The sequence below is a fragment of the Bifidobacterium scardovii JCM 12489 = DSM 13734 genome (assembly GCF_001042635.1).
In the GTDB taxonomy this organism is placed as follows: Bacteria; Actinomycetota; Actinomycetes; order Actinomycetales; family Bifidobacteriaceae; genus Bifidobacterium; species Bifidobacterium scardovii.
This window is the reverse complement of sequence record NZ_AP012331.1, coordinates 3,046,179-3,059,800: the sequence shown is the minus strand read 5'-3', so window position 1 is coordinate 3,059,800 and position 13,622 is coordinate 3,046,179. Positions and strand designations below refer to the sequence as shown.

Genomic DNA, 13,622 nt, shown 5'->3' with positions numbered 1-13,622 from the left:
AAGGGGGAGTCGACGCGCATAAAATGACAACGTTTGACTCCAAGTCAAACGAGTAGTATGGTAATCTTAAACCGGTTCGACTTGATACCTTCGGGTGTTAAGGAGGGCGGAGACATCCGAAACTCGAATCCACTCTCACGCAGTAGTGCAGGGTGAACTCAAGGAGGAGAAAGTAGGCATGGCATGATTTCTATGGCTGGGAAGGCGGTTCGTAGGTGGTGGGCGTTGTTTGCGTTGCCTACGTTTGCTGCTTTTGTGATTGGTTTTGTGGTGCCGTTCGTGATGGGCGTGTATCTGAGTTTTTGTCGTTTTAGTACGGTGACGGATGCGCGTTTCGTGGGTGTGTCGAATTATGCGGATGCGGTGTCGGATCCGGAGTTCTGGCATGCGTTGGTGTATACGGTGTTGTTCACGGTGGTGACGACGGTGGTGGTGAACGTGTTGGCGTTCGCTGTGGCGTATATGCTCACGAAGCGGTTTAGGAGCACGAACGTGTTTCGTTCGGTGTTCTTCATGCCGAATCTGATCGGTGGCATCATTCTGGGTTATATCTGGTTGTTGCTGCTCAATGGCGTGCTGGCGCATTGGGGTCGTTCGATCACGTATTCGGGCGTGTATGGTTTCTGGGGCATGGTGTTGTTGTATTGCTGGCAGCAGATCGGCTATATGATGATCATCTATATTTCGGGGTTGCAGGCGTTGCCGGGTGATGTGCTGGAGGCGGCGGCGGTCGATGGCGCGTCGAGCCGTCAGACGTTGTTTAGGGTGACGATCCCGTTGATGATGCCCTCGATCACGGTGTGCTCGTTCTTGACGGTGACGGGCGGGTTCAAGATGTTCGATCAGAACCTGGCGTTGACGAACGGCGCGCCGTCGAACAGTTCGGAGTTGCTGGCGTTGAATATCTACCGCACGTTCTACGGGCGCGCGGGTTTCGAGGGAGTGGGCCAGGCGAAGGCCGTGGTGTTCTTCCTGATCGTCGCGGTGATCGCGGTGATCCAGAATCGTCTGACGACTAGCAGGGAGGTGTCGGCATGAGCGAGAAGGTCAAGCGTCCGGGGTTGTGGACGGCGTTGTTCGCGGTGGTGTCGCTGGCTTGGGTGTTCCCCATCGTGTTGGTGGTGGTCAATTCGTTCAAGCAGAAGGCGTATATCAGCCGTGACGCGTTCTCGATCCCGACGGGCAAGGCGTTCGTGGGGTTGGAGAACTACACGCGTGGCGTCAAGCGGACGAATCTGGTGGAGTCGTTCGGTTGGACGGTCGTGGTGACGGTCGGCGCGGTGGGGTTGATCCTGTTGTGCACGTCGATGTGCGCGTGGTGGATCGTGCGCGTGAACAATCGTTGGGCGAAGGCGTTGTACCTGCTGTTCCTGTTCAACATGATCGTGCCGTTCCAGATGGTGATGTTCACGCTTTCGAAGATCGCGGACATGCTGGGGTTGAACACGCCGTGGGGTTTGTGGATCGTGTACCTTGGTTTCGGCGCGGGTTTGGCGGTGTTCATCTTCACGGGCGTGGTCAAGGGCATTCCCCAGGAGTTGGAGGAGTCGGCGATGATCGACGGGGCGAGCGTGCCGCGCATCTTCTTCCAGATCGTGTTGCCGATCATGCGTCCCTCGGTGATTTCGGTGGCGATCCTGCAGGCGATGTGGATCTGGAACGACTTCCTGCTGCCGTATCTGACCCTGGACATGCGCCGGTTCAAGACCATGTCGATCGCGATCCAGTATCTCAAGGGCGGGTATGGTTCGGTGGACATGGGCGCGATGATGGGCTGCCTGGTGCTGGCCATCATCCCGATCATCGTGTTCTACCTGGCGTGCCAGAAGTACATCATCAAGGGCGTCATGGCAGGAGCCGTCAAAGGCTGATGTTGCTCTGAACCTGATTCCAAGGGCTCTCGTCGATTCCGGCGAGAGCCCTTTTGTTATGTCTCGGTCCATGCCGGCATGCTACGCGACTATGTCAGCATTTGCGAGACGTGTATCCGTGGTGGTTTTGCTGGCATGTGGTCTGTTGAGTATGAGCTGCAGGCCATATGCCAGCTGTGTGATGCGTGTAGGTTTTGCTGGCTACAGTCTGGCTCGGGGCGAACGGAGGCTGTATGTCAGTAAAGATGGGCGGGTGTGTGGGATGCGGACACGACAAAGGGGCTGTCTCCGGATGGAGACAGCCCCTGTTGATATGGCTCAAGCCGGGCGATTACTCGCTCAGGAGGATCCAGGCGGTGGTGTCCTGCGGCAGCTGGCCGTCAGAAAGATCGCCGGAGGCCAGCACGACCTCGCCGGCCGGCAGATCCACGGGATCGTCGCCGAAGTTGGTGTAGCTGGCGAAAGTGCGTCCATCCGTGCTCGGGCGCGTGTACGCGATCACCTCGTGCCCGGCGTTCGCCGGAGCGCACGCGGTGTCGCCGGTCGGGGTGAGCAGCGCGGCGCGCGCGGCGAGGCACTCACGGTACAGGCTGAGCATCGAGCCGGCGTCGGCTTCCTCGACGTCCACGGCGAAATCCTTGTACCACAGCGGCTGAGGCAGGTGCGGGTCGTCGCTGGCCGTTCCGTCGGCCTTGGATGCGGGGGAGAAGCCGAACGAGGCGCCGGTGCCGAACCCGCCGTTCCAATCGGCCGGCGCCGGCGTATCGGACGAATCCCACGGCAGCGGCACACGGCAGCCGTCGCGGCCCTTTTCGATGAAGCGTTCGCGGGTGAAGAAGGGCGTCGGGTCCTCGAGGCGGTCCCACGGGATGTCGGCCACCTCGAACAGGCCCAATTCCTCGCCCTGGTAGATGTACGCCGAGCCGGGCAGGCCGAGCTCCATCAGGATCGCGGCGCGGGCGCGCTTGGCGCCGAGCTCGCGGTCCTCATAGTAGCTTTGCCCGTCGCGCAGCAGCCAATCCTTGGCGAGCTGATGGTGATCGTGCGAGGGGACCTGGGGCAGGCCGTAGCGGGAGGCGTGGCGGGGCACGTCGTGGTTGCTCATCACCCATGTGGTGGTGGATCCGTTGGTCTCGGCCGCGGACTCGAGGCCCTCGGTGATCGCGGCGCGCATCGCGTCCACATCCCAGTTGGCCTTGGCGAACTCGAAGTTGAACACCTGCCCGAGCTCGTCCTCCGAGGCGTACAGGTGCTGGTGCTCGGGAACGACCCAGGCCTCGCCGACGGCGAAGCGCGGCGGATCGTACTCGTTGAACACCTCGCGCCACTCGCGGTAGATGTCGTGCACCTCCTGGCGGTCCCACAGCGGGCTCGTGAAGTCGTGGCACAGGCCGTGCTGCACGGCCAGCGGATCCATGTCGGCCAGCGGCGCGCTTTCCAGATCCTTGGCCAGACCGTGCGCCACGTCGATGCGGAATCCATCGGTGCCGTGATCGGACCAGAATCGCAGCGTCTTCTTGAACTCCTCGTGGATGTCCGGGTTGTTCCAGTTGACGTCGGGCTGTTCCTTGGTGAAGATATGCAGGTACCACTGGCCGTCGTCCACGCGCTGCCAGGCGGGGCCTCCGAACAGGGAGATCCAGTCGTTGGGCGGCAGCTCGCCGTGCTCGCCGCGGCCCTCGCGGAAGATGTAGCGGTCGCGTTCGGCCGAGCCGCGGCCGGCGGCCAGCGCCTCGAGGAACAGCTCGTGCTTGTCGGCGGTGTGGTTCGGCACGATGTCGACGATGACCTTGATGCCGGCTCCGTGCGCGGCCTTCACCATCGCGTCGAAGTCGTCCATGGTGCCCAGCCGCGGGTCGACGTTGCGGTAGTCGATCACGTCGTAGCCGCCGTCGGCCAGATCGGAGGGGTAGAACGGGCTTAGCCAGATGGCGTCGATGCCCAGGTCCTTCAGATACGGCATCTTTTCGGTGACGCCGGCGATGTCTCCCAATCCGTCGCCGTTGGCGTCCTTGAAGCTGCGCGGGTAGATCTGGTAAACGACCGCCTGCTTCCACCAGTCGTCATGTTCGTTGTTTGCGGTCATGATTCCCTTCCTTGTTCGAGTTGTCTCCGGGGCGGCCGCGGTATGGGACGGCCGCCCCGGCAGCGATATGTACGTTCGTACATATCATAAATCGCCGTCCGGCGTCTCGCATCCCCGACACCCAAAAAAAGGAGGATGCAAGATATCCGGGCGGCGTCGATGGGTTCCGATGATACCGAAACCCATCAAGCTATCGTCGGGGCTCGCCCGTACGGGGCGAGCCGATTGCGGTCATGCGGCCGTCACTTGGCGTCGAAGGCGGTGGCTTCCGGCAGCATGCCGAGCACCTTCTCGTTGTTGGCCCAGTCGGTCTTCCAGCCCTCGGTGAAGGCCTTCTCGAAGCCGGACCAATCGGCGCCACCCTGCGCGTAGCTGATCAGCGCGCTGGTCAGGTCGTCCTGCCACTGGGCGCTCGGCAGCGGGAAGCTGGTGACGGACTGCTTGCCGTCCTCGGAGTAGGAGCGCGCGATCTTGGTGAGCGGGTTCTCGGGCTGGTCGTCGTCGCCGAAGGTGGTGAACGGCACGGAGAAGCCCATCTCCTTGGACAGCGCCTGCTTGCCCTCGTCGGAGGAGACCATCCACTTGATGAAGTCGAGCGTGGCCTGCTTGTCCTTCTCGGAGGCGTTCTTGTTCACTGCCCACGAGGCGTCGTACACGCCGGCCGGGCCGTAGTCCTCCTCGCCGTCGATGCCCATCCAGTAGGGCAGCATGCCCAGGTCCTCGTCGGCCACGTTGTTGTCCTTGATCTGGGTGTAGGCCCACACGCCGTTCGGGTAGAACGCCACGTCGCCCAGCGCAAACTCGGAGGTGACGTCGTCGTAGGTCTTCGAGCTGACCATCGACTTCTCGCTCGGGCTGTTGCTCAGCTCGAGGTCGAACAGGTCCTTGTAGTTGGAGAGATAGGTGCCCTTGAGATCGGTGGTGAACGTGGTGTTCAGGTCGCGGTACTCGTAGAACAGCGGCATGCGCGTCATGTGCGCGGCGAAGCGGTAGGAGTCGGAGGAGTCGAGCCCCGGCGTGGCGAACGCGGCCTGGATGCCGAGGTCGTCCTTATGCTTCTGGATGTCCTCGGCGACCTTCTTCAGGGTGGCGTAGTCCGTGATGTCGGCGTCGGAGCCGATGACGGCGTAGTCCTTGGAGCAGTAATCCTTGATGATCTTCTTGTTGTAGATGATGCCGTACCATTCGGCCGCGTACGGCAGCGTGTAGGAGTCGTCGCCGACCTTGTGCGAGTTGGATTTGCCCTCGTCGTTGAGCAGGCCGTAGACCTCGGTGTCCTGCAGCGGCTCGAGGTACTGCTGGTACTTGGCGAATTCGTCGTATCCGGCGATCGTGAACATGGTCGGGGCTTCGGACTTGGCCAGCTCGGAGGTCAGCGTGGATTCGTAGCTGCCGGATGACGCGGTCTGGACGTCGACCTGCACGCCGGTCTCGGCGGTGTAGTCGTCGGCGAGCTGCTGGAGCTGATCGACGACCTCGGCCTTGCTGTTGAGGAAGTACACGTGACCCTTGTCCGGGTCGGCGCTCGTGCTGCCGCAGCCGGCAGCCAGCCCGACGCCCATCGTGATGGCGATGCCGGCGGCGAGAACCTTGGTGATGTGCTTCATTGGTGGATTGTTCCTTCCGCGATATCCGGGACTTCGACGTCCCCTGTGAGTTGGGGGTGGAGGGGGCGGCAGAGGGTGTTCTGTCGTCGTATCGCTTGTTGTTGATGACAACGATATCATCATTGGGGCGCCGAGGGGCGCCGGCGTGTCGCGAAACGGCGCCCGAAAGGAGGTTTTGCCGACATTCGGGTGGTCGGCGCCGTGTGTGGAAACAATACAGATATGAGAAAAGTGATGAATTGTCGTCGGTGTCTGATGTCGGCGACATGACTACGTTATCACGTTGTGGCATACCGGCATTAGTATGGATCTATAACCTATGACCTGTGGCCTCGAGGAGTGATATGGGCTTTCTATCCCCGGATTCCGCGTTCATGCGCGGACTGAGCAATGTCGCCGATGCCGTCTGGATCAACATCCTGATGCTGGTGACCAGCATCCCGTTGGTCACGATCGGGGCCGCCTTGGCGGCCGGGCACGATGCCGGAAGGAGGGCGGCCATCGGCGAGGGGCACGTCACCGCCAATTACTTCAAGGCGTTCCTGCAGAACTTTCCGAAGGCGACCGCCTTGTGGGTGGTGTTCGGCGGCGTCGGCGCGGGGCTGGCGTACTCGTGGATCGCGCTGCAGATCGCGCCCCTGCTGATCCCCAAGTTCGGCCTGACGATCCTGTGGATCATCGGGTTCGAATGGGTGTGGGCGCTGCAGGCCCGGTTCGAGAATTCCGTCGGCGTCACCTTGGTCAATTCCTTCATCTTCGGCGTATCCCATATCGGGGCGACCGCGGTGCTGGCCGTGCTTGACGCGGTGTACATCGCGCTGCTGGTGGCCTCGTGGTTCTACATGCCGCAGGGCCTGTTCCTGCTGCTGGTGCTGGGCTACGGCACCATGGTGATGCTTCACACGCCGATCCTCGAACGCGTATTCGCCAAATACATCGATCCCGCCGAGGAAGCGGGGGAGGGCGATGCCGCGGTCGGCGCCGCCGGTGCCGGCGATGCGGCGGCCGGTGCGGGGGTGGGTGCCGTGAGCGCCGGCGGCGGGCCGCGGCGGAACTGATGCGGCATGGGCAAGGTCACACTGCAGGATGTCGCCAAAGCGGCGGGCGTCTCGATAGCCACCGCCTCATGGGCGGTGAATGACAACAAGAACGTCAGGATCCCCGAAGCCACGCGGCGTAAGGTCCGCAAGGTCGCCGACCGGCTCGGGTATCATTCCAACGCGCTGGCGCGCGGGCTGGCGCGCGGGAGATCCGACCTGATTGGATTCGTCAGCGACGGCGTGGCGACCTCGCCGTTTGCCGGCCAGGTGATCCAAGGGGCGCAGGACGAGGCGTGGCGCAACGGCAAGATACTGCTCGTCGTGGATACCGACGGCAATCCGACGATCGAACGCAAGGCGTTCGCGTTCATGCTGGAGCACCAGGTGGAAGGGGTGATCTACTCCAGCTGGGTGCATCGGTCCATCGTCCCGCCCGCCGAGCTCGATCGGATAACCTCGGTGCTGGTCAACTGCTTCGATGAGCAGGGCCGGTTCCCCGCCGTGGTGCCCAATGAGCTGCAGGGTGGGCGCACCGCCACGCAGCTGCTGATCGATGCCGGTCACCGCCGTATCGCGTTCGTGAACGATCCCCCCATCTCCCCGGCGTCGGTCGGCCGACTGGCCGGATATCGGCAGGCGCTCGAGGAATCCGGGATCGAGTATGATCCCCGGCTGGTGATCGCTGCCGGGGCCGACCAAGAGGGCGGGTACGGCGCTGCCGGGGCGGTGCTCGCCTCCGGTGCGACGGCGGTGTTCTGCTACAACGACCGTGCGTCGATGGGCCTGTACGACGCGCTGCGGGAGCGTGGCCTGCGCGTTCCCGACGACCTGTCGGTGGTCGGGTTCGACAACCAGGAGGTCATCTCCGCGCATCTGCACCCTGCGCTGACGACCGTTGGCCTGCCGCAGTACGATCTGGGCGTGCTCGGCGTGCGTGCGCTGCTCGCGCTGCAGGAACCGGGCGCGGACCGCGTGGGCGACGATGCGGATGCCGGGATGCCCGACGCCGTCGGGATGCCCGATGTGGCCGAGCCGGCCGGTCCTCCATACGCGCCTCTGCTGGTGGCCTGCCCGACCGTGATGCGCGACTCCATCAAGCCCCGCTGAGCGGGGGCGGATTTCGGCGTCGGTGGCCCGCCCTGTGACGGGTCGCCGTTTGCGCCCCTTGTGCCGGGTGCGGGTCGGATCGGGGGTGTCCAACCGCGACACGCACTCTCCCGCAAGGGTTTCCGCATGTGCCTTGACAGGGTGGCGAGACATGCTATCATATTGCTTAATCGCTTAAATGCTTAAGCGTTTAAACGTAACAAGAACAATGGTAAGCCATGCAATGTGTGGCCAGTCGAAGTAGACTGCTTGGCCATGGCGTGGCATGCGATGAAAGGTCATCATGCACAAGCTGTACTATCAATTTCCCGGCACCTGGTTTGGCGACTGCATGCCGTTCGGCAAGGGCGATGAGTTCTTCCTGTACCACCAGCGCGACAACCGCAATCCCGAGCCGTTCGGCGAGCCGTTCGGGTGGGATCTGGCGACCACCACGGACTTCGTGCATTACAAGGACTGCGGCGTGGCGGTGCCTCGCGGCGGCGATGGCGAGCAGGACCAGTTCATCTTCGCGGGGTCCGTCTTCGAGGGAGAAGGCCAGTACCACATCTTCTACACCGGCTACAACCGCGACTATCCGGAGCAGGGCAAGCCCGCGCAGGTGCTCATGCACGCGGTGAGCGACGACCTGTACCACTGGGAGAAAACCCAGGACGCCATCACCTTCACTCCCCAGGAGGGATACGATCCCGACGATTGGCGCGACCCGTGGGTGATCCGCGACGAGGAGCGCGGCCAGTACCTGCTGATCCTCGGCGCCCGCAAGATCGGCCCGAAGACCTGCCAGACCGGGCGCACCGTCAAATTCACCTCCACCGATCTGAAGAACTGGACGTTCGAGGGCGACTTCTGGGCTCCGGACCTCTACACGATGCACGAGATGCCCGACCTGTTCAAGATGGGCGACTGGTGGTACCACATCGTCACCGAGTACAGCGACAAGCACAAGATGGTCTATCGCATGGCCAAGAGCCTCGAGGGCCCTTGGATCGCGCCGGACGACGACGCCTTCGACGGCAGCGCCTACTATGCCGGCCGCACCTTCGAGCTGAACGGCAAGCGCATCCTCTTCGGATGGGTCGCCACCAAGGAGGACTGCGACGACGAGAAGAACTTCGAATGGGCCGGCACGTTCGTGCCGCACGAGGTCTACCAGCGCGAGGACGGCACGCTGGGCGTGCGCATCCCCGACACCGTATGGAGCGCGTTCAACGAGCGCGAGGCCGTGGCGTCCGACGCCATCATCGACGGGGTCGGCGCCCGGCGCAACGTGGTACTGGCCGATCATTGCGGTGACCTGTATTCCTTCGAGGCGGATGTGACCTTCAGCGAAGGCACGCGGTCGTTCGGCCTGCGCGTGTACCGCGACGAGGATGCCGAGAGAAGCTACCAATTCATCTTCCCGGTCGCGGAGAACCGGTACGTATTCGAGGGCAGCCCGAACTTCCCGTGGTTCAACTGCATGAACATCGGCCTGGAACGCCCGATCGATCTCGTGCCCGGACGCCAATACCATATCCGGATGATCGTCGACGACACGATCGCCACGTTGTATGTGGATGGCGTGGCGCTCAATGCGCGCATGTACCAGCGTCCCGGTGACGCGCTGAGCATGTTCGTGACGGATGGCGAGCTCGCGATCCGCAACGCCACCATCGCCCGCGGCCTGCGTGAGGCGTGAGCCGTTCGGCACGGCGACGGCCGAGCCGAATCGAAGTCGATGAAAACCGCCGCCGGCGTGCGAGGCCGGCGGCATGTCCCCATCCTGCACCGGAACGGATGATGATTGTGCGGTGCCGTCCGATCCGCCCATATTGCATGACAACGCTACAACAATGAAGTTATGGCATTCCACAGGAGGAAACCATGAAGAAGATTATCAAAACAATGGCTGCGGCGACGGCGATGGCTCTGTCCTTGAGCGCTCTTGCGGCGTGCGGCTCATCCAGCGCCGATGCGGACAAGGGCCACGTGTATTTCCTGAGCATGAAGGTCGAGCAGGCCGACCAGATCAGGGAGCTGGCCGACGATTTCACCGCCGAGACCGGCATCCAGGTGGACGTCGCCACGGCGTCGTCCGACACCTATGAGCAGACGCTGAAGAGCGAGCTGGCCAAGTCCGAGGCGCCCACGGTGTTCGACGTCGACAACAACGACTTCCTCAACTGGACCGACTACTATGCGGACATGTCCGATACCGGCATCTACAAGGATCTGCAGAACCAGGACTACGCGATGAAGAACGGCGACGAGATCGGTGCCGTGCCCTATGTGATGGAGCGCTATGGCATCATCTACAACAAGGCGCTGCTCAACAAGTACTTCGACGCCGATTGGTCGAGCGTCAAGTCGGTGGACAAGATCGACAACTTCGATACGCTCAAGACGGTGGCCGATGAGATTCAGGCGCACAAGGACGATCTCGGCGTCAAGGGCGCGTTCACGTCGGCGGGCTTCGACACCAGCTCGATCAAGCGTTTCGGCGACCAGCTCGCCCACGTTCCGGTGTACTACGAGTACCGAGATCAGGGCGTGACCGAGCTGCCCGCCACCATCTCCGACACGTACATCCCGAACTTCAAGAAGATCTTCGACCTGTACATCACCGACTCCACAACGCCGGCAAGCCAGCTGTCCAGCGCCACCATGGACGACGCCAACTCCGAGTTCGCGCTTGGCGAGGCGGTGTTCCTGCAGAACGGCACCTGGGGTTATTCGCAGATCAAGGACCAGAACGTGCCGGATGAGGACATGGGCGTGCTGCCGATCTACATCGGCACCGAAGGCGAGGAGAAGGCCGGGCTGACCGTCAGCTTCCTGTACTTCGCGATGAACAAGAACGCCTCCGAGAAGGACCAGAAGGCCACGCGCGAATTCCTCGACTACATTCTCAACAACGATGACGCCCGCGAATTGGTCACCACCGAGATGGGCTTCGAGACGCCGTTCAAGTCCTATGCCGAGAACGGGTACAAGACCACCAACCCGATCCACCGCGCCAACGACGCCTACGCCGAAAAGGGCGACTACGACATCGTGATCTACCCGCTGCCGTCCTCGCAGTGGGTGATGACCCTCGGCAACGCGATGCTCGAGTACGCGCAGGGCACCGGCAGCTGGGACACGGTCAAATCCGCCTTCGTGGATGGCTGGGCCAGCGAGTACCAGACCACGCACTGACGCCTTGGCTCCACCGGCGTCCTCCCGACTTATACACGGTAGGACGCCGGTTTGCGTGTATAACTCGGGAATAGCGGGGGCGTACTCCCGGGTTATACACGGGAAAAGGGGCTATGGCGTGTAAAACCCGGGAGCGCACTGGTGGCGCTCCCGGGTTTTACACGCTTGTGGGGTCGTCAGGCGCGCAGCAGCGGTTCGGCGATGGCCTGAATCACGGATTCGGGCATGTGCGAGTCGTCGAAGTCGTGGCGCGGGTGATCGTTGCTCGTGCTTTCCAGCGTGTGGAGCGCGTTGAGCGCACCGGCGCCGTCGGCGCGGATCCGCGCGTTCGCCCGCTCCTTGGTCAGGTAACGGATCTGCGCGTTGTAGAGCACGGTGAACGCATCCTCGACCGCGGGATCCTCGGCGTAGGGCAGGCCGTGAGGAGCGGTGATGGTGATCTGATCGGAGACGGAGACATCCGCCACCGTGACCGACAGGCTCAGCGTGGACCGGTCATAGGCGATTTCGGCGTCGGCCTCGGACCCGTTGACGCCGACGGTGACCTCGGCTGGCGCGACGCCGCGGAACGTGACCGTCCACGTGCGTGCGGCGGGCAGCGCCGCGATATTGCCGGACGCCGGCGCGACGGTGAACGTCGCTGGAGTCCCGGTCCAATCCAGCGACAGCGCGGTGGCGACCAGCGCCGACTCGTCGGGGCGGGCCTGATTCGTGCCGTCGTCCTCCTTGAGCGTGAACGTGCCGGATGCGCCGGGGAAGACCACGACATTCAGGTGCTCCGGGTTGCCGGTGGCGTTGACCGGGCCGTTCTCCTTGCCAAGCGGCTGGAGCGGCACGATGCCGCCGGCCTTGGCGAAGACGGGGATACCGTCCAGGCCGCGCCACGCCTCGAGCTTGCGGCCGCCCTCGGCCGCGGACTCGTAGCGGCGGCCGGTGAAGAAGTCGAACCAGGTGCCCTGCGGCAGCCACACGTCGGCCTTGGCCAGCTGCACGTCGCGGTCGATCGGCGAGGTGATCGGCGCAACGACCAGCTCGGTGCCGAACCGGAACTCCTGCTCCATCTCGTAGGCGGTGGCGTTGTCCGGGCTCTGCCAGTACATCGGCTCGACCAGCGGGCGGCCTTCGGCGGCGGCCCGCCAGTTCATCGTGTACAGATAAGGCAGCATCTCGTGGCGCAGACGCAGCGCGGCGGTCATCGCGTCGCGGGTCTCCGTATGGAAGTTCCACGGTTCCTTGCCGTTGAACGGCGAGTCGGTGGAGTGCAGGCGGTTGATCGGGCTGAACGCGCCCAGCTGGTACCAGCGCGCCTCCAGCTCCTCATCGCGGTAGCCGAACATGTGGCCGCCGATGTCGTGGCTCCACCAGCCGTAGCCGATGTTCGAGGCGGTGGCGGTGAAGTACGGCTGGAACCTGAGGGACTCCCACGTCACCACCGTGTCGCCGGAGAAACCGACCGGGTAACGGTGTGAGCCGGGGCCGGCGTAACGGCTGAACGTGAGCGGCCAGCGGCCGCCGCGCCCGGAATCCAGATAGTGCATGTGATTGAGCATCCACAGCGGGTCCAGGCCCTTCTGCCGGGTCACACCGCCCTGTTGCCAGTCCAGCCACCAGAAGTCGACGCCCTCGTCCTCAAGCTGGTGGTGCAGGTCGAAATACGCCTCCATGAACTTCGGGCTGGTCAGGTCGAACTCGACCGGTTCGCCGCTGGCCGGATCGATGCCCATATGCTCGGCGGCCTTGGCGTAGCCGTCCTCGAACGCGCGGATGCCGTCGCGCGGGTGCACGTTGAGCGTGGTCTTGAGGCCATGGTCGCGCAGCGTGTGCAGGAAACGCTCGGGATCGGGGAAGAAGTCGCGGTTCCAGGTATAGCCGGTCCAGCCCGAGCCGTACTTGGGGTCCACGTCGTCGACCAGATGCCAGTCCATGTCGATGACGGCCGTGGTGAACGGCAGCCCCTCATGCTCGAAGCGATCGATCAGCTCCAGGTACTCGGCCTCGGTGTAGCGGTGGTAGCGGCTCCACCAGTTGCCCATCGTGAACCGGGGCAGCAGCGGGGTCGGGCCGGTGAGGCGGTAGAAGTCCTGTACGGCCTCGATGTAGCGGTGGCCGTAGCCGAACACATACAGATCCTGCCCCTGATTGGCGCGAGGCACCACCCAGGTGCCGAACGGATTGGCCTCGCCCTTGACGGTATCGGCCTCGACGATCACGTTCGACGCGGAATCATCGATCACGGCCCAGCCATCGTGCGAGATGACGCCGAGCCCCAGCTCGGTCTCGCCGTCCACCTCGTCGAGCGTGCGCGCGGTGCCGCGCAGGTTGCCCCTCTGCGATTCGCCGTAATGCCAGGTGTTCATCTGCGAGTTCGCGATGCCCTTGACGACGACGCTCAGCCCCTCCTTGCTGAACGGCTCCATGTCGTAGGTCAGGCGCAGCGCCGGGGTGTCGACGATGAGCAGGCCGTCGCGCACGGTCTGCGTGAACTGCGGCGCGGCATTCCAGTCGCGGTTCACGACCATCTGCGTGGCATGGTCCTCGAATACGCCGTCGTCCTGCCATTCGAGGCGGATGAGGGATTCGGTGATCACGCCGATGCGCCAGCGGTCGCCTTGGATGACGGGCCCCGGATTCATGCCGGGGTGCGTGTCCAGCTGGGGGAATTGGCTCATGGGAGCTCCTTTGCTTGGGGTTGCGGACATGGTTGGTTGCTGGACGGCGCGGATGGAGGGCC

General features: G+C 63.4%; 9 protein-coding genes. 6 read left to right on the top strand and 3 right to left on the bottom strand.

The annotated features are described in order from the left end of the window. Nucleotides 1-183 precede the first annotated feature (183 nt). Together BBSC_RS12285 and BBSC_RS12280 are read left to right on the top strand one after the other, a co-directional pair. The gene (locus BBSC_RS12285; RefSeq protein ID WP_033519705.1) at nt 184-1,038 is read left to right on the top strand and encodes a carbohydrate ABC transporter permease; all 855 of its coding nucleotides are present in this window, start codon (nt 184-186) and stop codon (nt 1,036-1,038) included. Next, the gene (locus BBSC_RS12280; protein WP_033519704.1) at nt 1,035-1,871 is read left to right on the top strand and encodes a carbohydrate ABC transporter permease; all 837 of its coding nucleotides are present in this window, start codon (nt 1,035-1,037) and stop codon (nt 1,869-1,871) included. Before BBSC_RS12285 ends, BBSC_RS12280 begins: the two co-directional genes overlap by 4 nt. 331 nt (nt 1,872-2,202) lie before the next feature. Here the strand turns inward: BBSC_RS12280 and BBSC_RS12275 are convergent, their stop codons facing one another. Then, nucleotides 2,203-3,957 (bottom strand): glycoside hydrolase family 13 protein, encoded by a 1,755-nt coding sequence (locus BBSC_RS12275; RefSeq protein ID WP_033519703.1) that lies wholly within the window; start codon nt 3,955-3,957, stop codon nt 2,203-2,205. Nucleotides 3,958-4,199: 242 nt separating this feature from the next. Further along, nucleotides 4,200-5,564 (bottom strand): ABC transporter substrate-binding protein, encoded by a 1,365-nt coding sequence (locus BBSC_RS12270; RefSeq protein WP_034535555.1) that lies wholly within the window; start codon nt 5,562-5,564, stop codon nt 4,200-4,202. A gap of 344 nt (nt 5,565-5,908) precedes the next feature. On the opposite strand from BBSC_RS12270, the gene BBSC_RS12265 reads away from it, so the two are divergent. The 4 genes from BBSC_RS12265 (at nt 5,909) to BBSC_RS12250 (ending at nt 10,891) form a co-directional block, all read left to right on the top strand. Further along, entirely contained in the window at nt 5,909-6,622 is a 714-nt protein-coding gene (locus BBSC_RS12265) for a DUF624 domain-containing protein (protein WP_081893128.1), read from the top strand. A gap of 6 nt (nt 6,623-6,628) precedes the next feature. Continuing rightward, nucleotides 6,629-7,711 (top strand): LacI family DNA-binding transcriptional regulator, encoded by a 1,083-nt coding sequence (locus BBSC_RS12260; protein ID WP_033519084.1) that lies wholly within the window; start codon nt 6,629-6,631, stop codon nt 7,709-7,711. A 283-nt stretch (nt 7,712-7,994) separates the two neighbouring features. Next, a complete protein-coding gene (locus BBSC_RS12255) occupies nt 7,995-9,392 on the top strand; it encodes a GH32 C-terminal domain-containing protein (protein WP_033519085.1) in 1,398 nt (465 codons plus the stop codon). A gap of 185 nt (nt 9,393-9,577) precedes the next feature. Continuing rightward, entirely contained in the window at nt 9,578-10,891 is a 1,314-nt protein-coding gene (locus tag BBSC_RS12250) for an ABC transporter substrate-binding protein (protein WP_033519086.1), read from the top strand. Between the two features lie 176 nt (nt 10,892-11,067). Here the strand turns inward: BBSC_RS12250 and BBSC_RS12245 are convergent, their stop codons facing one another. Further along, nucleotides 11,068-13,590 carry a glycoside hydrolase family 31 protein gene (locus BBSC_RS12245; protein WP_051923306.1) on the bottom strand — a complete coding sequence of 841 codons (2,523 nt, stop codon included), beginning with the start codon at nt 13,588-13,590 and terminating at the stop codon, nt 11,068-11,070. Nucleotides 13,591-13,622 lie beyond the last annotated feature (32 nt).

Coding starts and splice junctions, on each gene's coding strand:
- BBSC_RS12285 (WP_033519705.1), top strand. CDS start 184: ATGATTTCTATGGCTGGGAAGGCGGTTCGTAGGTGGTGGGCGTTGTTT.
- BBSC_RS12280 (WP_033519704.1), top strand. CDS start 1,035: ATGAGCGAGAAGGTCAAGCGTCCGGGGTTGTGGACGGCGTTGTTCGCG.
- BBSC_RS12275 (WP_033519703.1), bottom strand. CDS start 3,957: ATGACCGCAAACAACGAACATGACGACTGGTGGAAGCAGGCGGTCGTT.
- BBSC_RS12270 (WP_034535555.1), bottom strand. CDS start 5,564: ATGAAGCACATCACCAAGGTTCTCGCCGCCGGCATCGCCATCACGATG.
- BBSC_RS12265 (WP_081893128.1), top strand. CDS start 5,909: ATGGGCTTTCTATCCCCGGATTCCGCGTTCATGCGCGGACTGAGCAAT.
- BBSC_RS12260 (WP_033519084.1), top strand. CDS start 6,629: ATGGGCAAGGTCACACTGCAGGATGTCGCCAAAGCGGCGGGCGTCTCG.
- BBSC_RS12255 (WP_033519085.1), top strand. CDS start 7,995: ATGCACAAGCTGTACTATCAATTTCCCGGCACCTGGTTTGGCGACTGC.
- BBSC_RS12250 (WP_033519086.1), top strand. CDS start 9,578: ATGAAGAAGATTATCAAAACAATGGCTGCGGCGACGGCGATGGCTCTG.
- BBSC_RS12245 (WP_051923306.1), bottom strand. CDS start 13,590: ATGTCCGCAACCCCAAGCAAAGGAGCTCCCATGAGCCAATTCCCCCAG.